The 21,870-nt window shown below is 72.0% G+C and carries 15 protein-coding genes, 1 tRNA gene, 1 pseudogene and 1 riboswitch; of the genes and pseudogenes, 7 read left to right on the forward strand and 10 right to left on the reverse strand.

Annotated elements, in window-relative coordinates:
- Window positions 1-35: 35 nt before the first annotated feature.
- Complete coding sequence (locus AC3IYI_RS36355; protein WP_489407689.1) at window positions 36-1,367, reverse strand: glycoside hydrolase family 18 protein; 1,332 nt, start codon at window positions 1,365-1,367, stop codon at window positions 36-38.
- Window positions 1,368-1,564: 197 nt separating this feature from the next.
- Entirely contained in the window at window positions 1,565-4,909 is a 3,345-nt protein-coding gene (locus AC3IYI_RS36360; RefSeq protein WP_489407690.1) for a S8 family serine peptidase, read from the reverse strand.
- 468 nt (window positions 4,910-5,377) lie between these two features.
- On the opposite strand from AC3IYI_RS36360, the gene AC3IYI_RS36365 reads away from it, so the two are divergent.
- Window positions 5,378-5,453 (forward strand) — tRNA-Trp (locus AC3IYI_RS36365).
- A gap of 89 nt (window positions 5,454-5,542) precedes the next feature.
- Complete coding sequence (locus tag AC3IYI_RS36370) at window positions 5,543-6,055, forward strand: GNAT family N-acetyltransferase (RefSeq protein WP_489407691.1); 513 nt, start codon at window positions 5,543-5,545, stop codon at window positions 6,053-6,055.
- A gap of 104 nt (window positions 6,056-6,159) precedes the next feature.
- On the opposite strand, the gene AC3IYI_RS36375 is transcribed toward AC3IYI_RS36370, so the two are convergent.
- The gene (locus tag AC3IYI_RS36375) at window positions 6,160-6,618 is read right to left on the reverse strand and encodes a DUF732 domain-containing protein (protein WP_489407692.1); all 459 of its coding nucleotides are present in this window, start codon (window positions 6,616-6,618) and stop codon (window positions 6,160-6,162) included.
- Between the two features lie 259 nt (window positions 6,619-6,877).
- Window positions 6,878-8,106, reverse strand: a pseudogene (locus tag AC3IYI_RS36380) (IS701 family transposase).
- A gap of 67 nt (window positions 8,107-8,173) precedes the next feature.
- Between AC3IYI_RS36380 and AC3IYI_RS36385 the strand changes: the two are divergent.
- The 5 genes from AC3IYI_RS36385 (at window position 8,174) to AC3IYI_RS36405 (ending at window position 13,880) form a co-directional block, all read left to right on the forward strand.
- A complete protein-coding gene (locus AC3IYI_RS36385; protein WP_489407693.1) occupies window positions 8,174-9,250 on the forward strand; it encodes a helix-turn-helix transcriptional regulator in 1,077 nt (358 codons plus the stop codon).
- Window positions 9,251-9,299: 49 nt separating this feature from the next.
- A riboswitch (cobalamin riboswitch) is annotated at window positions 9,300-9,379 on the forward strand.
- 56 nt (window positions 9,380-9,435) lie between these two features.
- Window positions 9,436-10,425, forward strand: a complete 990-nt coding sequence (locus tag AC3IYI_RS36390; RefSeq protein ID WP_489407694.1) for an ABC transporter substrate-binding protein — start codon at window positions 9,436-9,438, stop codon at window positions 10,423-10,425.
- Window positions 10,422-11,477: a FecCD family ABC transporter permease gene (locus AC3IYI_RS36395; RefSeq protein ID WP_489407695.1), complete on the forward strand. Its 1,056-nt coding sequence runs from the start codon at window positions 10,422-10,424 to the stop codon at window positions 11,475-11,477. Before AC3IYI_RS36390 ends, AC3IYI_RS36395 begins: the two co-directional genes overlap by 4 nt.
- Window positions 11,474-12,358 (forward strand): ABC transporter ATP-binding protein, encoded by an 885-nt coding sequence (locus AC3IYI_RS36400; protein WP_489407696.1) that lies wholly within the window; start codon window positions 11,474-11,476, stop codon window positions 12,356-12,358. The genes AC3IYI_RS36395 and AC3IYI_RS36400 overlap by 4 nt, the downstream gene beginning before the upstream one ends.
- Window positions 12,336-13,880, forward strand: a complete 1,545-nt coding sequence (locus AC3IYI_RS36405; protein WP_489407697.1) for a PE-PGRS family protein — start codon at window positions 12,336-12,338, stop codon at window positions 13,878-13,880. Before AC3IYI_RS36400 ends, AC3IYI_RS36405 begins: the two co-directional genes overlap by 23 nt.
- A 67-nt stretch (window positions 13,881-13,947) precedes the next feature.
- Here AC3IYI_RS36405 and AC3IYI_RS36410 read toward each other — a convergent pair whose 3' ends face one another.
- The 6 genes from AC3IYI_RS36410 to AC3IYI_RS36435 all read right to left on the reverse strand — a co-directional run bounded on the left by AC3IYI_RS36410 (window position 13,948) and on the right by AC3IYI_RS36435 (window position 21,763).
- Window positions 13,948-14,337, reverse strand: coding sequence for a VOC family protein (locus tag AC3IYI_RS36410; RefSeq protein WP_489407698.1), 390 nt, complete (start codon window positions 14,335-14,337; stop codon window positions 13,948-13,950).
- A gap of 126 nt (window positions 14,338-14,463) precedes the next feature.
- A complete protein-coding gene (locus tag AC3IYI_RS36415; RefSeq protein ID WP_489407699.1) occupies window positions 14,464-16,089 on the reverse strand; it encodes a N,N-dimethylformamidase beta subunit family domain-containing protein in 1,626 nt (541 codons plus the stop codon).
- Window positions 16,090-16,165: 76 nt separating this feature from the next.
- On the reverse strand, window positions 16,166-18,559 hold the full coding sequence (locus tag AC3IYI_RS36420) for a polysaccharide lyase 8 family protein (RefSeq protein ID WP_489407700.1): 2,394 nt from the start codon (window positions 18,557-18,559) through the stop codon (window positions 16,166-16,168).
- A 74-nt stretch (window positions 18,560-18,633) separates the two neighbouring features.
- Complete coding sequence (locus tag AC3IYI_RS36425; protein ID WP_489407701.1) at window positions 18,634-19,488, reverse strand: sugar phosphate isomerase/epimerase family protein; 855 nt, start codon at window positions 19,486-19,488, stop codon at window positions 18,634-18,636.
- Window positions 19,485-20,642: a dihydrodipicolinate synthase family protein gene (locus AC3IYI_RS36430; protein WP_489407702.1), complete on the reverse strand. Its 1,158-nt coding sequence runs from the start codon at window positions 20,640-20,642 to the stop codon at window positions 19,485-19,487. Before AC3IYI_RS36430 ends, AC3IYI_RS36425 begins: the two co-directional genes overlap by 4 nt.
- The gene (locus AC3IYI_RS36435) at window positions 20,639-21,763 is read right to left on the reverse strand and encodes a Gfo/Idh/MocA family protein (RefSeq protein WP_489411801.1); all 1,125 of its coding nucleotides are present in this window, start codon (window positions 21,761-21,763) and stop codon (window positions 20,639-20,641) included. Before AC3IYI_RS36435 ends, AC3IYI_RS36430 begins: the two co-directional genes overlap by 4 nt.
- Between the last annotated feature and the right edge of the window lie 107 nt (window positions 21,764-21,870).

Below are 21,870 nucleotides of genomic sequence, written 5' to 3' on the forward strand. Positions count from 1 at the left end.
CCGCGGCCCGGCGGCGCTGTTCAGGGGCGGGGCCGTCAGCGGCCGCGCAGGCCCTCGTCGACCGCGGTCATCAGCTCACCGTCGGCGGTGTCCGCGTCCAGCGACCAGAACATCGCGCCTCCGAGGCCCTCTTCGCGGATGTACCGGGTCTTGGTGCGCAGCACCTGAGGGTCGTCGTACGTCCACAGGGTGGTGCCGTCGAACAGCCAGGCGCTGCCGCCCGGGCGATCCCGGTGCAGCGTGTAACTGCCGGACGCCGCCAGCTGCTTGAGCTCCTTGTAGTCCGCGTATCCGGATGCCCAGGCGGCCGGAGCCGGGCCCGTCGCGGGCTGCCCCATGCCGTCCCCGCCGCCGCTGACGCCGGTCCAGCCCTGCCCGTAGAACGGCATGCCCATCACGAGCTTATGCGCGGGCGCGCCGCGCCGCTCCCAGGCGTCCACGGTCCCGTCGACGCTGAAGTCGTTCCTCGCGTACAGCGCGGACTGCTGGGCGGTGGTCGCCTCGCCGGAGACGTGGAAGTCGTAGCCCTGGAGGGTCACGAAGTCGAGGTCGCGCATGATCCGGCGGACGTCGAAGCCCGCGTCGATCTTGGCGGGGGCGGTCGGGACGAAGGCGGACAGCTCGTACTTCGCCTTCCGCTTCTGGCTGCGGGCGTAGTCGTCGAGCTGGGTGCGGAACTCGCTCACCAGCGCCGTGAAGTTCTTCTTGTCCTCGGGGCGGTAGGTGGTGTCGGCGTCGCCCGAGGAGCCGGGCCACTCCCAGTCGAGGTCGATCCCGTCGAAGATCCCGGCGGCCGAACCCGCGCCGCCGCGGCTGCCGTCCTGCGGAAGGTTGCCCTTGATGTACAGGTCGATGCAGGAGGACACGAGAGCCTTGCGCGAGGCCGGGGTGAGCGCGGCGTCCGAGAAGTGCGTGGACCAGCTCCAACCACCCAGGGATATCAGGACCTTGAGGTCCGGGTGCTTGGCCTTGAGCTCGCGGAGCTGGTTGAAGTTGCCGGCGAGCGGCTGCACCCAGTCGTCGGCGACGCCGTCCACCGAGTTCTCGGCGTCCAGCGGACGGACGTAGTCCGCCCAGGCGTCGGCCTCACCGGGGACGTTGCCGGTGAAGCACTTGCCGTCCGCGCCGATGTTGCCGAAGGCGTAGTTGATGTGCGTGAGCTTGCTCGCGCTGCCGTTCTTCTCCAGGTCCTGGACCTGGAAGTCCCGTCCGTAGACGCCCCATTGGGTGAAGTAGCCGACCTTCTTGTACGAGCGGCCGTGCCCGGAGCCGTCGTGGCCGCCCCCGTCGTGGGCGGGGGCGAAGGCGGTCAGCAGGGAGAGGGAGCAGGCGGCAACGGCCAGCCTGCCGAGCATGCTGCGGCGCATGGGCTTCCTTTGCGGATGCGGTGAGTGGTGCCGGGGCGCGTGCGCTGTACATGCGGAAACTATTGGTCTGGACCACAGCGGGTCAAGGGGGTGGGGTGAAACGTGGTGGGCGAACACAGGTGGGCCCCGCCGCCGGCGGGGCCCACCTGTGTTCGCCACGGTCACGTCAGACTGGACGGACCGGTGCTGTGGTCACCTCACGGCACGAGCCGGTAGGCGTTCGTGATCGTCTCGCGCACGGTGTTGCCGGCCTTGTCCCTCAGGTCCACCCGGAAGGACACGGACTTGGCCGCCGCCGGGTGCTGCACGATCACCGAGCGGGCCCCCTTCGCATCGGTCGTCACCGCGAGGAGCTTCCAGGTCTTCCCCTCGTCGAAGGAGACCCGGACGGTCAGTGCGGCGACCTGCCCGGCCCCCGCGGCCGGCCCGCCCAGGTGCAGCGGAACCTTCAGGGCGTCGCCCACCCGGGCCGTCCCCCGCAGGCTCAGCGTCGGGGAGAGCCGCACCGTGGACAGCGGCAGTCTGACCGACTCGTCCGTGGGAGGCCGGGCCGAGGTGAACGTCCAGGCCGCGGCCACCTTCGTACTGGTCGTGGTGTCCAGGGGAGAGCGCCTCGACTCCGCGCTCAGTCGGTACGCCGCCGAGCCGGCCGGAACGTCTGCGCTCACCTGGCCGTTTTCCGCCCCCTCGGCGATGACCTTGCCGCCGGATTCCAGTCGGGTGAAACCCCCGGTGACGTATGAGCCGCCCACGTGGCCGCTGCCGTCGTTGAACAGCCGGAGGTTGGCGTAGATGTTGTCGCCGGTCCGGTGGACGCCGACGTCCTGGAACCCGTTCTCCATGCTGGGACCGACCACGCCGAAGTTGAACCTCACGGCCTTGCTGCTGCCCGGCTTGTAGGTGATGAGGTCGGTGTCGTAGCCCAGGCGCGAGTCACCCTGGGCGTTGAGCTGGTACACGTTCCAGGTCCAGCGGACCCCGATGGTGCTGACGTACTGGACGCCGGACATCGGCAGGTCCTGCTCGATGGGGTCGCGCATGCCGAAGGCGGACGTACCGGTCACGTCGTAGGGCGTCATCCAGAGCAAGCCCTTCGCCCCGGTGACGGACGCCGCGAAGCCGAGCTTCAACTCGGCGACCTCGGACCGGGTGACGGTCTTGGTCAGGCCGGTGAACAAGCTGCCCGTGCGGTTGAAGGCGAGCCGGTAGTCGACGTTCTTGCCGGCCGCGCCGGGGTTCTTCCACACCCCGTTGAACTGCGCCTGCATGCCGGTGCTCGTCGTGCCGAGCGCGGCGGTGCGGACCGGTGTCCGTCCGTCGAAGGTCCAGGAGCTGGCCACCCGCGCGTTCGGATCGGTGTACCCGAGGGTGCCGCCGACCAGCCGTGCTGCCGGATCCGGGGTGGTGACGGTGAACGGCTTGGCCTTGCGGGCGTCGAGCACGATTGTGGTCTTCGCGGTCACCTTGACGACCGGCTGGACGAAGACGGCCATCCGGCCGCCCGCGCCGAAGACGACGCTCTCCAAGTGGTAGTTGCCCCTGGGTATCCGCTTCACGACGGTCCCGCCCGGCACGACCGGGAAATCGATGCGTCCCGGCACCTCCCTGTCGATCTTGGCGAGTGCGCTGGAGTAGCTCAGCGGAGCCTTGCCGTCGACATCGGTGTGCCGGAGGGTGACGTCGTATGACTCCACCTCGCGGACGGCCACCATGCCGGTGCGCACCGACTGGCCGCCGCCCTCGGCCCGTACGCTGCCGCCGAAGGTGCCGTCGGCCGTGCCCTTGCGGGTGTCGACGGTGACGGTGGTGGTCGCGGTGCCACCGGCGGGGACGGTGAGCTGGGCGTCCTTGACGGTGAACATTCCCGCCGGGGCCGGGCCGCCCCCCGGGCCGGTCGCGGCCGTGCTCAGCTTGAGGGTGACGGGCTTGGTGCCGTAGTTGCGGTAGGTGAGGGACTTGCCGACCGGCTTGTCGTCGGCGTGCGGCCAGAGCCGCGTACCGAAGTTGAGCGAGCCGGACTCGGAGACGACGACGGCCGTGGCGGCCCGTGCCAGGTCGACCCGGCCGGAGCCCTGTTCGAAGGCGGTGAGCGCCGGGTCGGGGCGGGCCGATCCGGTGAGCAGCGCCTTGAGCTGGGCTCCGCTCCAGGTGGGGTGCTGCTGGAGCACCAGGGCGGCGGCGCCCGCGACGTGCGGGGCGGCCATCGACGTGCCCGACATGGTGGTGTAGCTCTTGTCGTCGGGATTCCAACTGTGCGTGCTCAGGGCGGCGGTGATGTCGACGCCCGGAGCGGTGATGTCCGGCTTGGACGCCCCGTCGGCCGTCGGGCCGCGGCTGGAGAAGTCCGCGATCCGGTCCTGCTTGTCGACCGCGCCGACCGTGAGCGCGGCCGGGGAGCTTCCGGGCGAGCCGATCGTCCCGGGCCGGTCGCCGCTGTTGCCCGCGCTGATCACGAAGAGGGCCTTGGCGGAGAGGCGGGCGACCGCCGCCTCCTTCGGGTCCACACCCGGGTCGTCCTGGCCCCCGAGGCTCATGTTGACGATCTTCGCGCCCTGGTCGACGGCCCACTGCATGCCGCTGATGATGCCCGACTCGGATCCCCAGCCGTCGTCGTTGATGACCTTGCCGTCCAGGAGCCGCACCCCGGGCGCCACGCCCTTGTACTGGCCGCCCGACCGTGCGCCGGTCCCGGCGACGATGGAGGCCACGTGGGTGCCGTGCCCGAACCGGTCGAGGGAGTCGGGGGAGTCGCTGAAGTTCTTCTCGGCGATCTCGACGCCCTTGAGGTCGGGGTGGTCCTGGTCGACGCCCGTGTCCAGGACCGCCACCTTGACGCCCTTGCCGGTGTAGCCCGCATTCCACATGACGGGCGCGCCGATCTGCGGCACGCTCGTGTCGAGGGAGGCGCGGACCTTGCCGTCCAGCCACACGTGGGCGATGGGCGTGGTGGGAGCGGCTCCCCGCGCACGGGCGTCCATGCTGCCGGTGACCGCCGACCACAGGGCCGCCGTCTCGGCCTTGGGCACCTCGAAGGCCTCGCCGTCCACGGAGGGCAGCGGACGGCGCTCGCGCGCGACCCGGGCGAGCGGGTCACCGGTCGCGAAGGCACCCACCGGGGCGCCGTCCTTCCGGTAGCCGATGATCAGGGGCAGTGCGCCGCGGTGCGCGTCGTCGTACCCGTCCTTGGCCAGCTGGGCGACATCGAACAGCCGCCGGTCCAGGACGCCGTCGCCGAGCAGGCGCAGGGCGTCCATCGGAATGACGTACGTGTGCCCGGCCTCGCGCCGGACCGAGAAGGTGGTCTTCTCGCGGCCCGCACCACGCGTGATCCGGACGACGGCGCCGTCGCCGCCGACGACCACGCGGTCACCGGTGATCAGCGTCACCGTCGCGTCGGCCGGCGGCTTCGCGCCGGCCGAACTCCCCGTCGTCTCCTGCGACTCCTGCGTGTCCTGCGAGTCCTGATAGGTGTCCTGTTGCGCGTCCTGTGCGGTGGAGTTCGCGGCCAGTGCCGGCTGGATGCCGGCCGCGGCCGTCCCCATGATCAGCGTCCCGGCCACAGCGGCTGTGAGTGCCGCCGTGCCCGCCCTCGTTCTGGATGCCACCCGTTTCCCCCAATTCGGTGTGTGCGCCAGCGCGTTCGCCGGTACCACGCACCGGGGACGGGGTGCGGTTCTCCACGGCCGCAAGAGGGAGGGTGCGTTCCGGAGAGATGCACCCCAGGGCGTGGCCGGGCGCCTCCCCTGGGCGGCTTCGCGCGGTGCCTCCGGTGGGCGTGCCGCGGGGTCAACTGTCCACGGCGCGACACTTGTTGTCTCAAAATCTGGACATCAAATAGGATCGGTCGCGGCGGGCCGACCCCTGTCGGCATCGCTCTGACCAGCGAAGACGGCCCGGTCGTCGACCGGCTCGGATGTGCCGGCGTGCAGACCCGGGACGAAATTCCTCGTGTTTGATCACCGAATTCAGTGGATCTTCGGCGTCCGCCGTGACATGGTTGGTCTCACCGAAGGGGTGTAGCTCAGTTGGTAGAGCACCGGTCTCCAAAACCGGTTGTCGTAGGTTCGAGCCCTGCCACCCCTGCCATGCTTGACCAGGTATTCATCGAAAAGGGACTCCGGGAGAACGCTCCCGGAGTCCCTTTTCGCTTGCCCCGGGGGCGTAGCCTCCCTTGGGTGGCGAAGACCGTGACGTATGTGGAGATGACCGACCCGAGTCAGCTCGTTCCCGGTGCTCCGGCCCCGGGACTGGCGCTCGTCGCCGTTGGCGAGGACCTGGCGCTGGTTCCCGGCCTGATGGCCAGGATCGGTGCGCCGTACCAGTGGCGCAGCGCCCGACGTGGCCCCGAGGAGTGGCAGGCGTGGTTCGCCGGGCATCCGGACCGGACGTGCTGGCTGCTGACCTTGGCGGACGAGCCCGCCGGCATGGTCTGCTACGACCTCCACCCGGGCGCCGACGTCGAGATCAGGACCTTCGGGCTCTTGCCGGAGTTCACTGGGAAGGGGCTCGGCGGTCATGCGCTGACGCTCGCGGTCCGGCAGGGCTGGAAACTGGTGCCGGGCGTGCGCCGGGTATGGCTGCACACGTCGTCGGCCGACAACTCCAACGCGCTGCCCAACTACCACCGCCGCGGCTTCCGCACCTTCAAGACCGAGGAAGGCGCGTCGGATTCGGACAGCATGTCTTAATCCATGGCAGACAGGCAGGCCGGGTGTGCGGACATGATCGCGCCGCGCTTCGGCGCACTGGCCGAGCTGCCTGCGGCCGGCTCTGCCCTCACGCTTGGAGGGACTCAGTAGGTCGGGCAGAGGTTGGCCTGGACGGCCGCGACGATCAGGGCGGACTTGACGGGGCCGAAGCCGTCGGGGTGGTTGGGGCCGATGAAGCGCTGGTTCGCGCCGGCCACTCGCTTGGCCGGGTCCTTCTCGCCCTTCATCGACTGGCACTGGTCGAGGCCGCGCGAGACGGCCTTGTCGTCCTTGCCGTTGACGATCTCGGGGTCGATCGTGTTCAGCGCGGCCAGATAGGCGGCGCGCTGCGCGGGAGCGGGGCTCGGCGGGAGGCCGCTGTCGGGGCGGGCCGCGCTCGGATCGACGCTGGGCCTGCCGCTCGGATCGGTGCTCGGCACGGTCGAGGCCGGGGCCGGGCCGGAGGTCTTGCCGGGAGCCGGCGCGTCGGAGTCGCTGCCGCACCCCGTGAGGGCGAGGAGTCCGGCGCCGGTGAGGGCGATGATCACGTGGTGTCTGCGCATCGGGCCATGGTCGCCCGGGTCCGGCACCCACGGGGCCGCTGTGACGGGGCTGTGACACGGCATCCCGGAGCGCCTGGGCCGTCTCTTCCGGATCTGCCGGGCGGCGCGGGCCGGGCAAGATCCGAAAGGGACGGCCTAGTAGTGCTTCGTTAGGTTCTGGGTCTGGTTCTGTTGCGGGGCAGGGGGTGGCCGCAGGTGGTGCAGGTGCCGGTCCAGCACTTGAGCAGGTCCTGGAGCGTGTCGAGGACTTGGTAGAGGGTCAGGCCGGCGTGTGTGCTTTTGGGTCGAGCCGTCGCAGGGTGAGGAAGGCCTGGGCGGCGGTGACGAGGGTGACGTGGTGGTGCCAGCCGCGCCAGGTCCGGCCTTCGAAGTGGTCCAGGCCCAGTCCGTGCTTGAGTTCGCGGTAGTCGTGCTCGATCCGCCAGCGCATCTTCGCCCACCGCACCAGGTCGGCGATCGGGGTGGTGGCGGGCAGGTTGGTCATCCAGTAGCGGTCGGCCCGTCCGCTCCTGCGGGCTGTTCGACCAGCAGGGTTCGCAGCGGCAGGACCCCGTTCCACTGGTTGCGTCCACCGGCCTGTTCCTGGGCGGTCCGGCAGGCCTCTTTGCCCGACGGACGCACTTCCAGGACAGCGAAACGCGAGGTCATCGCACCCTTGCTGCCCTGGCGCCAGGTGACTTCCCGGAAACAGGTGCCGGCATCGATGAAATCCGGCAGGGACCGGGCCGCCTCGCGGTAGCGGGGCAGTGTGGGCGGCCCCAGCCCGCCGTAAGCCGGCTGGAGGGGCTCGGCGGCGGCAGGCCGTGCGACTTCTTTGGGATCGACCGCCATCACGTAGGACCATCCGCGTTCCTCCAGCGCGAGCCGGAAGGAGACGCTGCGGCCGTAGCCGGCATCGGCCACGATCACCGGCACCCTCGGCAGCCAGGTGGCGAGGCGGTCGAGCAGACCCAGAGCAAGACGGATCTTGGAGACATGCCCGATCTCGTCGGGCACCCCGGCCCTCTGCCGCCGCCCCTCGTCCCCGGCCCAGTCCTCGGGCAGGAACAACTCCCACTCCAACGGGCAGGACGCGAAGTCGGTCGCTGCGTGGACGCTGACCGCGACCTGGCAGTTGGCCGTCTTGCCCAACGCGCCGCAGTACTGCCGGGCCACTCCCGCCGACGCCGTCCCGCACTTGGGGAACGACACGTCGTCGACCACCCACACCTCGGGCCCGACAGCTTCCGTCAGCCGCTCGGCGATCCGCCGCCGCACCGGCAGCGGATCCCACGGCGACTGATTCACGAACTGCTGCAAGGCCTGCATGTTCCCGTCCGGTAACCGCTCGGCCATCGGCTGGATCGACTTACGCCGCCCGTCCAGCATCAAACCCCGCAGATAACACCCGCCCCACCTGCGCTGATCCCGCCGCGGAAACGACGCGAACACATCAGCAACGAACTCCGCCAACTCACCACGGAGCCGTTCCACCTCCCCAAGCCTCATAACCGGAGGATGCCCACCACCAGGCGATAGATCACCCGACGTAACGAAGCACTACTAGCCTGGGGGGATGACCCCCACCGCCGAGCGCGTGCCCCAGTCCGACCTGCGGGACTTCCTGCGTTCCCGCCGCGCCCGGATCGGACCCGAGGAGGTGGGCGTCGCCGCTCATCCGGGAAGGCGCCGCGTGCCCGGGCTGCGGCGCGAAGAGGTCGCGCAGCTCGCGGGGGTCAGCGTGGACTACTACACCCGGCTGGAGCAGGGCCGCACCCTGCACGTGTCCGCCGAGGTCCTCGACGCCGTGGCCCGGGCGCTGCGACTCGATGCCACCGAGCGGTCCCACCTCTTCGGCCTGGCCCGGCCGCAGCGGGCGCCCGGGCCCGGGCGCGCCACCGACACGGCGGCCGGCGCCCCCGGCCCCGTGGAGACGGCCGGCCCGCAGCGGGTCCGGGCGGGCCTCTACCGGGTACTGGACGCCCTGGACGACGGCACCCCAGCGATGATCATGGGGCGCCGGCTCGACGTCCTGGCCGCGAACCGGCTCGCGGAGACCCTCTACGCCGGCTTCGGCGCGGAGGCGCCGGGGTCGGGCATGGCGGGGTCGGGCACGGTGGGGTCGGGCGCCGCGGAGTCGGACGCAGTCGAGTCGGGCACAGTCGAGTCCGGTGAAGCGGAGTCGGGCACACCGGATTCGGGCACAGAGACGTCGGGTACACCGGATCAACGCCGCCGCAATCTGGCCCGGTTCCTCTTCCTGGACCCCACCGCCCGGGCGCTCTTCGCCGACTGGGAGAGCGCCGCGCGCGGAGCCGTCGCCGCGCTGCGGTTCTACGCGGGCAGGCACCCGTACGATCCGGCGCTGAGCCCCCTCGTCGATGAACTGGCCGCGTTCGACGGTGACTTCCGGCGCTGGTGGGCCGGGCACGACGTGCTCGAGCACACCCACGGCACCAAGCGCTTCCGGCACCCCGCTGTCGGCGAACTGGCCCTGGAGTACGAGTCCCTCACCTTCCCGGACGACCCCGACCAGACCCTCTACCTCTACACGGCCGAGCCGGGATCACCCTCCGACGAGGCGCTGCGGACCCTCGCGTCCCGGGCGCCGCGGGCGTCCCGGCCGGCCGGCGCGGTGCGCCCGGGACGATGACGCCCCGCGCCTTCTGGCAGACTGGCCGGGTTATCCAGGCGGTGCGAGACAGGAAACCGGTGTGAATCCGGTGCGGTCCCGCCACTGTGACCGGACGCCCCCGCACGGGGACCCGGGAGTCAGACACTGAAGCACCGCCTTTTCGGTTCGACCAGGGGACGCGGATCCCCCGGAGAGGCTTCACCATGTCTTCGTACTCCCGTGCGCTGCTGCGCGCGCTCCTGCCGGTCCCCCTCCTGATACCGCTGGCCGCGTGCGGGGGGTCTCCCGGACCGCAGGACGTGAAGGCGGTGGGAGCCGCGCCCGGCTTCCCGTACACGGTCACCAACTGCGGTGTCACCAGCACCTATCAGGCGCCGCCTCAGCGTGCGGTCGCCATGAACCAGCACGCCACCGAGATCCTCCTGGCCCTCGGGCTGGAGGGGAGGACGGTCGGGACGGCCTACCTGGACGACGCCGTGCTGCCCGCCTACCGGCCCGCGTACGACAAGATCAAGGTGCTGGCGAAGGATTACCCCGCCAAGGAGATCCTCCTCGGCGCGAACCCCGACTTCGTGTACGGGGGTTACTCCAGCGCCTTCGACAAGGCGCAGGGCCGCGACCGCGAGGGACTCGCGAAGTCCGGCATCAACTCCCGGCTCAGCGTGGAGTACTGCACCGAGGGCAAGGTCAGCCTCGACCAGCTCAGGACCGAAATCACCGAGGTGGCACGGACCTTCGGCGTGCCCGAGCGCGGCGAGCGGCTCCTCGCGGACGAACAGCGCCGGATCGAAGCCGTCAGCGCACGTGTGAAGGACAGGGCCAAGCCCGCCGTCTTCGTCTACGACTCGGGCGAGGCCTCCGCCTTCACCTCGGGCGGCAGGGGCATCGGCAACGAGATCGTCTCGCTGGCGGGCGGGACGAACGTGTTCGCCGACCTCGACGACACCTTCGGCGACGTGTCGTGGGAGAAGGTCATCGAGCGGGGGCCCGAGGTCGTCCTCATCTACGACTACGGCGGGACCACCGTCGAAGCCAAGAAGCAGCGTCTGTTGAACGATCCGGCGCTGGCACAGGTACCCGCGATCAAGAACCGGCGGTTCGTCGTGCTGCCGCTGTCCTCCGCCGTGCTCGGCGTACGCGTCGCCGACGCCGTCGAGTCGCTGGGCGGCCAGCTCCACCCCGTCGCCCCGTGAGGCTCCGGGCCGCCCGCGCGTTCACCCGTACCCCGGTCGTACTGGCTCTGCTCGCCGCCGCGCTGGCCGCGTCGGCGCTGGCGGGGCTGGCCCTGGGACCGGTACGGATCCGTCCGGGCCAGGTGCTCGACATCGTGCTCGCAGGGCCGGGACCCGGCGGGGGAGCAGGCGCCTTCGGGGCGATCGTGTGGGACGTCCGGATGCCGCGCGTCCTGCTCGGGGCCGTCGTCGGCGCGGGACTCGCCGTCGCGGGAACCGTGCTCCAGGCCCTCGTGCGCAATCCGCTCGCCGACCCGTTCCTGCTCGGAGCCTCCTCCGGGGCCTCGGCCGGAGCCGTGCTGGTGATCGTCTTCGGCGCCGGATTCCTCGGCTTCGCGGGCGGCACCGCCGTCCCGCTCGCCGCGTTCGCCGGATCGATGGGCGCGCTCGTCGCCGTCTACGCGATGGCCCGGCGCGGCGGCGCCATGACCACCGGCCGGCTGATCCTCGCCGGAGTCGCCGTCCAGTACGTGCTGTCCGCCCTGACCAGCCTGATCCTGGTGCTGGCCGCCCGTCCGGACCAGATCCGCAGCGTGCTGTTCTGGACCCTCGGCGGGCTCGGCGGGGCCCGCTGGGGCGAACTGGCCCTCCCCGCAGGGGCCCTGCTCCTAGGCACCGGGCTGCTCATCGCCCTGGCCCGGCCGCTCGACCTGCTGCTGGCGGGGGAGGAGGGCGCCCAGACGCTCGGCCTGGACACGAGCCGGTTCCGGGCCGCCGTGTTCGTCCTCACCTCGCTCGTCATCGGCGTACTGGTGGCCTACAGCGGGGCGATCGGCTTCGTGGGGCTGATGGTGCCGCACGCCGCCCGGATGGTCGTCGGCGCCGGGCACCGGGCACTGCTGCCCGTGGCCGCGCTGGGAGGGGCGGTGTTCCTGACCCTGGCCGACCTGATCGCCCGTACCGCCGCCGCGCCGGAGGAGATCCCGGTGGGCGTGGTCACGGCGCTCGTCGGCGGGCCGTTCTTCCTGTGGATGCTGCGCAGGTCCACCCGTACCGAAGGGGTCGTGGGATGACGGCGGGACGGCCGGCGGGTCCGGCGGCGGGGCGCACGGCCGGGCCGGCGGCTGGGCGGGCGGCCGGGCCGGCGGCTGGGCGGGCGGCCGGGCCGGCGGAACTCGCCGTCGAGGCCGTGCGTTACGAGATCGACGGGCAGCCGCTGCTGCACGGGATCGACCTCACCGCCCGCCCCGGCGAGACGGTCGGAGTCGTCGGCCCCAACGGCAGCGGCAAGACGACACTGCTGCGCTGCGTCTACGGCACCCTGCGCCCGACCGGCGGGCGCGTCCTACTGGACGGCGTGGACGCGGCCTCGCTGGGCGTCAAGGACCGTGCCCGGCGGGTGGCGGTGGTGCCCCAGGACGCGGCCGGCACCTTCGGGCTGACCGTGCGCGAGGTGGTGGCCATGGGGCGCAGCCCGCACAAACGGTTCTGGGAGCAGGACGGACCCGACGACGTACGCCGCGTCGCGCGGGCTCTGGACACCGTCGGCGCGGGCGCCCTCGCCGGCCGCCGCTTCGACGGGCTCTCGGGCGGCGAGCGCCAGCGCGCCCTGGTGGCCCGCGCCCTCGTCCAGGACCCCGGCCTGCTCGCCCTGGACGAACCGACCAACCACCTGGACATCCGCTACCAACTGGAGATCCTCGGCCTGGTCCGCGCCCTGCCCGCCACCGCCCTGCTGGTCCTGCACGACCTCAACCTGGCGGCGATGTACTGCGACCGCCTGTACGTCCTGGCGGGCGGCCGGGTGGCCGCCTCGGGCACTCCGGCCCAGGTACTGACGGAGTCCTTGCTGGCCGAGGTCTACGGGGTCCGCACCCGCATCGCCACCCACCCGACGACGGGCGCGCCGAACATCGTCTACCTTCCGGAGGATGGGGACCGGACGGGGCACTGAGACGGACGTGACGGCGGGCTGGGACGCCCTGGAGTTCGGGGAGGCGGTGAGCCGGCGGCTGCGCCAGGACAGACGGGAGGGCCTGAGCATGAACCGGGCCGCGCCCGACGAGATCCTGGTGGGGCTGCTCGGCATCAGCGACCAGTTGCTGTACCGGGCGGACCTGCCGCAAGCGGTGCTGGAGGCCGCGATCGCGCACCCGGACCGGCGCGTGCGCGGCAGCCTGGCCGAGCACCGGGGCGTCACGTTGCGGTTCCTCAGGACCGGCACCCGAACCTGCGTCACCCTCACCACCGAACAGTGGTCCCGGCTCGTGCGGGGAGAGCCGGACGACGGGCGCCGGTACGCGTTGGCGTACCTGGCGGACGCCGCCGGGGGCCTGCTCGCCGAGGACGTGTACGAAGCGCTGGCGGCGGCCCGCTCCGCCGAGGCCCGGGCGGACGCCGCGAGCCTGCCCCGCATGCCGGAGCGGCTGCTCCGGGCCCTGGCCGCCGATCCGGAGGCCACCGTGCGCGCGGCGGCGGCCGAGGCGGCCTGGGCGGGCTTCGACGAGGGGATCCGGGCCCGCCTGGCCGAGGACCGCGCCGAGGTGGTGCGGACGGCGGTCGCGCTGGCCCGGCACGAGGAGGTCCCGGTCACGTGCGAGCTCTTCGACCGGGTGAGGAAGACGTTCGACCTGGTGGAGAGCCGGCGGCTGGCCCGGGACCTCGTGCTGCGCCTGACCGGGAGCCCGGATCCCACCTGGCGGAGGTTCCTCGCGGAGAATCCGTACCTGGAACCCGACCAGGTCGCCGTACTCGCCGCCGATCCGGATTACTCCGTACGCCTCGCCGTATCGCTGCGGCCCGAGCTGACGGAGGAGGAGCGGGCCGGCTTCCTGCCGGGCCTGGAACTGGACGGCATGCGCCACCCCGCAGCGTGGGTGACGGCCCTGCACGGTGATCCCGAGGCGATGCGCCGGCTCGCCGGCTCCGTCCACCCCGTACTGCGCGGCAGCGTGGCGATGGCCCGGCGGCTGCCGGCCGATGTCGTGGAGCGGCTGGCCCGGGACGAGGACCGGACCGTGCGGCTGTTCCTCGCGGAGCGCTGCGACGACGCCCCGGCGGACATGCTGCTCGAGGTCTTCACCTGGTGGACCGGCAGCCTGTCCACCCCGAACCGCCCCTACGGCCATCCGAACTTCCCCGGCCGCGACCTGCTCCGCTACGCCGAGAACCCCAACCGGAGGCTGCGGCAGCTCGCGCTGGACGACCCGGACTCCACGGCGGAGCTGGTGGAACGCTTCAGCCGGGACGAGGACGAGGAGGTCCGGGCCCGGGCGGCGACCGACCCCCGGCTGTCCGCGGAGTCGGCGGAGCGGCTGCTCCGCGACCCGTCCCCGTCGGTCCGCCGGGAAGCTGCGGAGCATCCGCGGCTGCCGGTGCCCGCGCTGGTCGGGCTGCTCGGCGATGAGGAGACGGCGCGGGCGGCGGCCCGGAACCCGGCGCTGCCGGTGTGGGTCATGCGGCGCATCCTCGACTGAACGCCATCGCGTCGTGCACGGGATCCGGCGGCGGGGACGCGCGAGCCCCCCCGCTGCCGGGCCGGTCCTACTCCTTGAAGCCGCCGTACGGCACCGTGATCAGTTCCATGCCGTGGCCCGAGGGGTCCTCGAAGTAGACGCCGCGGCCGCCGTCGTTGTGGTTGATCTCGCCGGGGCGCTGTCCGTGCGGGTCGGCGAAGTAGGTGAGCTTCGCTCGCTTGATCTTCTCGAAGGCCTCGTCGAACTCGGCCTCGGAGACGAGGAACGCGTAGTGCTGTGCGGTGATGGACTCGGCGGGAATGGTCGCGAAGTCCAGGGTGACGCCATTGGCGATCTCGACGGGGATGAAGGGGCCCCAGGGGGCTCCGACCTCCAGGCCGAGGAAGTACGCCAGGAACTCGGCCGACTCCCGGCGGTCACGGGAGTGGATGATCGTGTGATTGAGCTGAACCGTCATGTGGATGCCTCCGAAAGGCACGTCCCGGCACCTCCATGCCTCACCCAGCCGGTGACCGACACGCGATGCCGCGACATGATCCTAAACACCCCTTACGGGTGGAGTCCAGTGCGTTCGGGGTGGGGCCTAACGCCCGTATACCGCCTTCAGGTTGTCCTGCGCCGGATGCGTCCGTCCCGCCGGGCCCGCCGCGAAGGTGCGGAGCAGGTTCTCCGTCACCCGGGTGGTCAGGGCGCCCGAGCGCGCGTCGAGGCCGTGGTTGGCCCGGCTGCGGCCGTCGCCCTTCGCGTCGAGGGCCTCCACCCAGCGCATCGTCCCCGTCGCGAAGACGGCGGCGCCGCTCGGGGTCGTGTAGTACGCCGTGTCCTGGTGGCTGGGCCGGCCCTCGCAGACCACCGGGGAGTGGGCCAGGATCTCGATCGGGCGCGGGGTCGTGAAACCGGTGTTGACCTTGTCGTACTCCACGCCGACCAAGTGCGGGAAGCTGTCGCCTGCCTTCGCGCCGGTGCCCTCGAAGAGCCAGTGGCCCGGGTTCGTCACCACGTAGGGGGCGTCCACCGGGTAGCCGTCGTAGATCACGCCGAGCAGCGTGCTCTCGGGGTCGGCGGCCGGTGGGGAACGGAAGTCGACGGTGGCGGGGTGGCCCCGCTTGAAGCCGGGATCCTGCTCGTAGGAGGACTTGTAGCAGACCACCGTACGGTCGGGTCCGAGCTCGGAGGCCTCCAGCCGGATCCGGCGGTAGCAGCAGTTCGCGCCCAGGATCGCGATGTTGGTGCCCGCGTCCCGGGCCGCCGTGACGTGCGCGCGCTGCTCGGGCGACCAGTACTCGTCGTGGCCGAGGGAGAGGACCGCCGAAGCGCCCTCCAGCAGTCGCTTCTCCCGGGCCACGTCGGTGGTCGTCGTGTAGGCCAGGGGGATGCCGAGCCGCTCGGCGAGCGCGAGCAGCGGAGCCTCGTACACGAGGAAGAGGCCCGCGCCGTCGTCGTACTCGTAGGGCCGGTCGAAGGTCACGGCGAGCGAGCGCGAGGCGTATCCGCCGCTGGGGCCGTCGTAACTGCCGTAGCCGCCCCAGCGGTTGTACGCCTGCCAGGTCGCCACCGCGTTGACCACGACGGTACGCCCGGCCGTGGCGGCGGACCGCACGGTGACGGGGACGAACCGCTGGCCCTCGCCGCCCTGCGCGTCGAGGCGCAGCAGGTAGCAGCCCTCGGGCCAGTCCTTGGTCTCCACGGTGGTGCTACGGGCCCACCGGGTGCGCACCGTACGGGTCGCGGTGTCCACCGTGTGGTCGGGCTGGCGCACCCCGGGCAGGGCCTCGGAGCGCCAGACCAGGCGGGCCCGGGCGCCGCCGTACCAGCCCATGCGGTAGGCGGATACGGTGAACCGGGGCGCGGTGGTGGAGACGTGCAGGCCGAAGGACTCGCCGGGCAGCACGCTGACCCGGTCGGCGAAGCCCTCGATGGCGTGGGCCGGGCCGGCCTTGGCGACCTGCCAGTCGGCGTTGCCCGGGCGGGCGTTCTCGGCCCGGACGTCGAAGCCGCGCGGCCCCTCCTGCTTGTCCGGGTGACCGGACGGCTCCCGGCTCCCGCCGGGCCCCGCCCCGTCCGCTCCGTCCGCCTCCCCGGCGTCCCCGTTCGCGCAGCCGGCCACGGCTCCCAGCCCGGCGGCGGTGGCCGCCGCCCCCGTCGCCAGGGCGAGGAACCGCCGCCTGCCCGCGCCTTCGCCGTCCCCGGATATGTGCTCCTGATCCATGCAGGTCACGCTATGTCACCCTGTGGGTTCCGCTTTTACCGCCCTGCGGGGTGTCCGGGATCGGCTTGCCCGGAGATCACCCCAGCTTGACCTTCACCACCTGGCTCGCCCCCTCCCGAGCGGTGAGGCTGCCGAAGTCGAGCCGGAGCGTGCTCCCGGTGCTCGCCGAGACCACGCTCGGCGGCTGGGACAGCACCTGGGTGACGGGCCGGTTCCACACGAGGGTCAGCCCCGACAGGGTGCGGGTCGGGTCGGAGACGCAGACCACGGCAGTGCCGTCGCCGGGCTCCCGCACCGTGACCGAACACGGCGCGCTCGCCTGCAGGGCGCCGATCGTCGCGGGCTGCCAGAAGTTCACCCCGGTGAAGCCGAGCGAGCCCACCGTGACCCCCTGGGCGGTCGGGTTGTTGGCGAGCACCGTGAGCCAACCGGTGGCGGCGGACCGCGCCGAGGTCTGGGCGGCCGAGGCGCCCGGCATCAGCTGGTAGACGTAGCTGCCGGCGGCCGGATTCGTCCCGTGGTCGTACCAGAGGGTCAGGTAGCGCCGGGTGAGGACCGTGGTGGAAGCGCTCCGGTTGATGTCGCTCCACCGGCCGGTGCGGGCCTCCCGCAGCGCCCGGAAGGTGTTCGAACCCGACATCACATAGCCGCCGAAGCCCGCCAGGTGCGCCCAGCCGGGTCCGGGGAAGGAGGCGGTCCAGCCCAGCGTGGCCGGCTGGACCGTGCCGCCCACGGTCAGGGCGTGGGTGCCGGTCGCGCCCAGGTTCCGGTTGTCGATGACCGTGTCGACCGCGGCGCCGTCGGTGGAGCTGATCCCGGCGCCCAGGCAGACCACCGTGTCGTCGAGGAAGAACCAGGACTTGCGGGCCGTGAGGGTGCTGCCCAGTCCCTTCAGGTGCTGGCCCACCGACGCGAACTCCCCGTCGGTGGTGCCGCCCACCCAGGTGGCATCCGGCCGGGAAGCGCCCCAGTCGCCCCCGGCTCCGTCGGCCAGCGCCTTGCGGGAGGCGGTGGTTCCGGGCAGCCGGTACGGATTGACCGTGGGCCAGAACGCGTCCGAGTACTGACCGTTCCCGTAAGTGGAGCCCCACCAGGAGAGCATGCCGCTGCCCGTGTGCCAGCCGCGCAGGTTCTCGCCGTTGCCCGTCTCGTAGTGCGTGATCCGCTTCGAGGCCATGGACAGGGAGGCCGCCCAGGTCGGTCTGCGGTGCGCGGCCCGGTCCATCGAGGGGAACAGCCGGTGCGCCACCGGCTCGGGCGCGGCCGTGACCGCGGCGTCCGCCAGGACCTCGGAGAGGCGGGCCAGGGCCGACAGACTCTGGGTGGCGTCCGCCAGCGGCGGGCTGTAGTAGTCCCGCGCCGTCCAGCCCTTCACCAGGCCACGCCAGCGCGTCCGTTCGGCGGTGCTCGCGCCCTCGGCGAGGAGCAGGATCGCGGCGAGGACCGAGTGCCCGCGGGTGTGGTCGTCCAGTTGCGCCTGGAGGGTATCGGCGACCTGGACCCCCCGGCTGGGGGCCCGCCCCGATACGGCGTCCATCATCAGCCCGTTGTAGAGGAACGGGGCCCACGCGTGCTCCACCGCGTCGAAGACGATCTGCGCGCCGGGGTCGGTGACCTCCCACGTCGTCCCCTTCAACAGGCCGAACAGCATGCCCAGTCCGCCGAGCATGACCGAGCCGTAGGAGCCGGTGTACGCGACATAGGTGTGCTGGATGAAGGAGCCGTCCCGGTAGAGCCCGTCACCGGAGGTGACGTACGGGAACACCGGTGTGAGCGCGTCCCGGGCCAGGGCGATCTTCGCGTCGGCACCGCCGACCACGCCGCGCAGCGCGAGCACCCGGCACAGGTCCACCCGGTTCGCTCCGGTACTGATCCCCGTATAGGAGGCGACGGACGAATCCGGGACGAAGTGGTCGACGGCGGCGCAGTATCCGGCGAGTTGGGCCGCCGACAGCTGGCCGTACATCAGGACGACGGTGTCGAGCAGCGCCTGGGGTGCGCCGATCTGCCAGCACCACCAGTTTCCGTACCGTGCCTGGCCGGCGTTGTAGACCTGGGCGTGGAGGTGGTCCAGCCCCGTCAGCACGGCCGTGCGCAGCGCGGCGTCGCCGGTGAGCCCCGTCCCCGGCCTGACGTAGGCCTCCGCCATGCTCCGCAGCCGGTAGTAGCTCTGCGCCATCCACTCGGGGTCGGTGGTGAAGACCTGGTCGGGCCAGAGCGAACCGGTCGCCGGGGCCATCGAGGACCGCCACTGCCCGGCCTGCGTGCCCAGCGCGGTCAGCCGGGTGCGGAACGGCTCCGCGGTGGGGGAGGACACGGTCCCCAGGACGAGGCCCTGCCACACCGCGCGCATGGCGGCGTGCACAGCGGTCACCGTCCCGGCGGTCGCCGGGAGGACGGGGGACCCGAGCAGTACCACGCTGCCACCGACCGCCGTGAGGAAGGCACGGCGGCTCCACACATCTGTCATCACAGTCTCCTTTGACTGAAACGCTGCTTCGCCTGAAACGCTGTGGCCCCCGTGTCTTCGGTTCACGCACCCCCTCATGCGACGTGCTCGCGGTAGCGGTCGATCACCTCCCGCAGTACCTCTTCGCCGTCGCGGGCCCACAGGCCGGGATGGAAGATCTCCACCTCGACCGGCCCCAGGTACCCCGCGGAGTCGGTCAGCTCCCGGAAGGCCCGCAGGTCGATCGAGCCGTCGCCCAGCTGTCCCCGCCCCAGCAGCACGCCCTCGGGGAGCGGTGTCACCCAGTCGGCGACCTGGACGGACACGATCCGCCCGGCCTCACCGGCCCGCCGCACCTCGGAGGGCAGCCGCTCGTCCCACCACAGGTGGTAGGAGTCGACGACCACCCCCACCCGCGACGCCGGGAACTGCTCGGCGATGTCCAGGGCCTGACCGAGGGTGGAGACCACACAGCGGTCCGCCGCGTACATCGGGTGCAGCGGCTCGATCCCCAGACGCACCCCGTGCCCGGCGGCGTACGGGACCAGGTCGCCCAGGATGTCGACGATCCGCCGCCGGGCTCCCGCCAGGTCCCGGTCCCCGTCCGGAAGGCCGCCCGAGACCAGGACCAGGGTGTCGGCGCCCAGTTCGGCGGCCTCCTCCACGGCACGGCGGTTGTCCTCGAGGGCGCTCGCGCGCCCCACGGGATCGGCGGCGGTGAAGAAGCCGCCCCGGCACAACGAGCTGACCCGGAGTCCGGCGTCGGCGACCAGCTTCGCGGTCTCCCGCACCCCGAACCGCTGTACGGGATCCCGCCACAGCCCGACCGCGCCGACCCCGGCGGCGGTGCACCCGGCCACCAGCTCGGGGATCGACCACTGGCGGATCGTCTCCTGGTTCAGGCTGAACCGGGCCGGCGCCGCCGGCGGCGGCGTCTTCGCCGGGCTCATGACGCCACCCCGTGCAGCGCGAGCAGTCGGCGCATCCGGGCCTCGGCGAGCTCCGGGTCCGGGAACAGGCCCAGGTTGTCGGCCAGTTCGTACGCGGTGGCCAGATGGGGGAGCGAGCGGGCCGAGTGCAGTCCGCCCACCATCGCGAAGTGCTCCTGGTGCCCTGCCAGCCAGGCCAGGAGCACGACACCCGTCTTGTAGTAGCGGGTGGGCGGCGCGAACAGGTGCCGGGACAGCGCCACCGTCGGATCGAGCAGCTCCCGGAACCCGGCCGTGTCGTCCTGGTCGAGGGCGAGCGCCGCCCGCGCCGCGATCGGGGCGATCGGATCGAAGATGCCCAGAAGGGCGTCGCTGGCCAGCTCGCCGTCACCGGCGATCAGCTCCGGATAGTGGTAGTCGTCGCCCGTGTAGCAGCGGACCCCTGTCGGCAGCCGCCGCCGGATGTCCATCTCGCGCCCCGCGTCGAGCAGCGAGACCTTGATGCCGTCGACCTTCTCCGGATACTCGGAAATGATCTTCAGGAAGACGTCCGTGGCCTCGTCCAGGTCCGCGTGACCCCAATACCCCTCCAGCGCCGGGTCGAACATCGGCCCCAGCCAGTGCAGCACCACCGGCCGGGAACTCTGCCGCAGCAGCCTCCCGTACACCTCCGGATAGTCCTCCGGGGCGCGCGCCGCCGAGGCCAGGGCGCGCGAGGCCATCAGCACGGGCGTCGCCCCGCACTCCTCGACCAGCGCCAGCTGCTCCTCGTACGCCGCGGTGACGGCGGCCAGGGAATGCGTGGTGTCCGGAGCCAGCTGGTCGGTGCCCGCCCCGCAGACGATCCGGCCGCCCACCGACCGGGCTTCGGCGGTCGAACGGCGGATCAGCTCCGCCGCGCCCGGCCAGTCCAGCCCCATCCCGCGCTGCGCCGTGTCCATGGCCTCGGCGACCCCGAGGCCCTGCGCCCACAGCGTGTGCCGGAAGGCCAGCGTGCTCTCCCAGTCGATCACCGGCCCGGAATCGGCCGAGGCGCAGAGGGGATCGGCGACCACGTGCGCGGCCGAGTAGAAGGTGCGGCTGCGGGCCGGGCCGCAGGTGAGCGGCGCCAGCGGAGCGGTGACCGGCGTGTGCAGGCGCAGCCCGCCGTCCGCCGAGGGGAGCCGGATGCTCACAGCGCCACCTCCGGGACCACGAGCCGCCGGCCCTCCGCCGAGGACCGCAGCCCGAGGTCGGCGAGCTGTACCCCGCGGGCCCCGGCCAGCAGGTCCCACTGCCAGGGCTCGTCCTGGACGACATGGCGCAGGAACAGCTCCCACTGGGCCTTGAAGCCGTTGTCGGCGGGATGGTTGTCCGGGACCTCCTGCCACTGGTCGCGGAACGTCTCGGTCAGGGGAAGGTCCGGATTCCACACCGGCTTCGGCGTCGCCGCGCGGTGCTGGATCCGGCAGCCGCGCAGCCCGGCGACCGCCGAGCCGTGCGTCCCGTCCACCTGGAACTCCACGAGCTCGTCGCGGTTCACCCGCACCGCCCAGGAGGAGTTGATCTGCGCTACGGCGCCCCCTTCCAGCTCGAAGATCCCGTACGCCGCGTCGTCCGCGGTGGCCTCGTACGGCTTGCCGTCCTCGTCCCAGCGGCGGCCGATGTGGGTGCGCGTCAGCGCCTGCACCGTGCGGACCCGGCCGAACAGCTCGTGCAGCAGGTACTCCCAGTGCGGGAACATGTCGGCGACGATGCCGCCGCCGTCCTGGGAGCGGTAGTTCCACGAAGGGCGCTGGGCGGACTGCCAGTCGCCTTCGAAGACCCAGTATCCGAACTCCCCGCGGACGGAGAGGATCTCGCCGAAGAAGCCACCGTCGATGAGCCGCTTGAGCTTCAACAGGCCCGGCAGGAACAGCTTGTCCTGCACCACCCCGTGCTTGACTCCGGCCGCGGCGGCCAGGCGCGCGATCTCCAGCGAGGACTCGAAGGTGAGGGCGGTGGGCTTCTCGCAGTACACGTGCTTTCCGGCTGCCACGGCCTGTCGCACGGCCGGCTCGCGGGCGCTGGTGACCTGGGCGTCGAAGTAGATTTCGACCTCCGGATCGGCCAGCACCGCCGACAAGTCCGTGCTCACGTGCTCCAGGCCGTGCCGCTCCGCGATGGCCCGCAGGGCCTCCTCGCGGCGCCCGACCAGCACCGGCTCCGGCCACAGCACCGTGCCGTCGCCGAGGTCGAGCCCGCCCTGCTCGCGCAGTGCGAGCAGGGAGCGGACCAGGTGCTGGCGATATCCCATTCGCCCGGTGACGCCGTTCATGGCGATCTTGATCGTCCTGCGCTGCACGATGTCCCCCTCCTTCGTCTTGTTGCGTGTTCCTTGTGCCGAGTGACCGAGAAGGCCGCATAGAAAGCGCTTTCTCTCCG

This window comes from Streptomyces sp. GL_148 (assembly GCF_057834205.1).

Excerpts from the sequence above, each read along its gene's own strand:
- AC3IYI_RS36355 (WP_489407689.1), bottom strand. The coding sequence starts at position 1,367 with ATGCGCCGCAGCATGCTCGGCAGGCTGGCCGTTGCCGCCTGCTCCCTC.
- AC3IYI_RS36360 (WP_489407690.1), bottom strand. The coding sequence starts at position 4,909 with ATGGGGACGGCCGCGGCCGGCATCCAGCCGGCACTGGCCGCGAACTCC.
- AC3IYI_RS36375 (WP_489407692.1), bottom strand. The coding sequence starts at position 6,618 with ATGCGCAGACACCACGTGATCATCGCCCTCACCGGCGCCGGACTCCTC.
- AC3IYI_RS36385 (WP_489407693.1), top strand. The coding sequence starts at position 8,174 with ATGACCCCCACCGCCGAGCGCGTGCCCCAGTCCGACCTGCGGGACTTC.
- AC3IYI_RS36390 (WP_489407694.1), top strand. The coding sequence starts at position 9,436 with ATGTCTTCGTACTCCCGTGCGCTGCTGCGCGCGCTCCTGCCGGTCCCC.
- AC3IYI_RS36400 (WP_489407696.1), top strand. The coding sequence starts at position 11,474 with ATGACGGCGGGACGGCCGGCGGGTCCGGCGGCGGGGCGCACGGCCGGG.
- AC3IYI_RS36405 (WP_489407697.1), top strand. The coding sequence starts at position 12,336 with ATGGGGACCGGACGGGGCACTGAGACGGACGTGACGGCGGGCTGGGAC.
- AC3IYI_RS36410 (WP_489407698.1), bottom strand. The coding sequence starts at position 14,337 with ATGACGGTTCAGCTCAATCACACGATCATCCACTCCCGTGACCGCCGG.
- AC3IYI_RS36415 (WP_489407699.1), bottom strand. The coding sequence starts at position 16,089 with ATGGATCAGGAGCACATATCCGGGGACGGCGAAGGCGCGGGCAGGCGG.
- AC3IYI_RS36420 (WP_489407700.1), bottom strand. The coding sequence starts at position 18,559 with ATGACAGATGTGTGGAGCCGCCGTGCCTTCCTCACGGCGGTCGGTGGC.
- AC3IYI_RS36425 (WP_489407701.1), bottom strand. The coding sequence starts at position 19,488 with ATGAGCCCGGCGAAGACGCCGCCGCCGGCGGCGCCGGCCCGGTTCAGC.
- AC3IYI_RS36435 (WP_489411801.1), bottom strand. The coding sequence starts at position 21,763 with ATGAACGGCGTCACCGGGCGAATGGGATATCGCCAGCACCTGGTCCGC.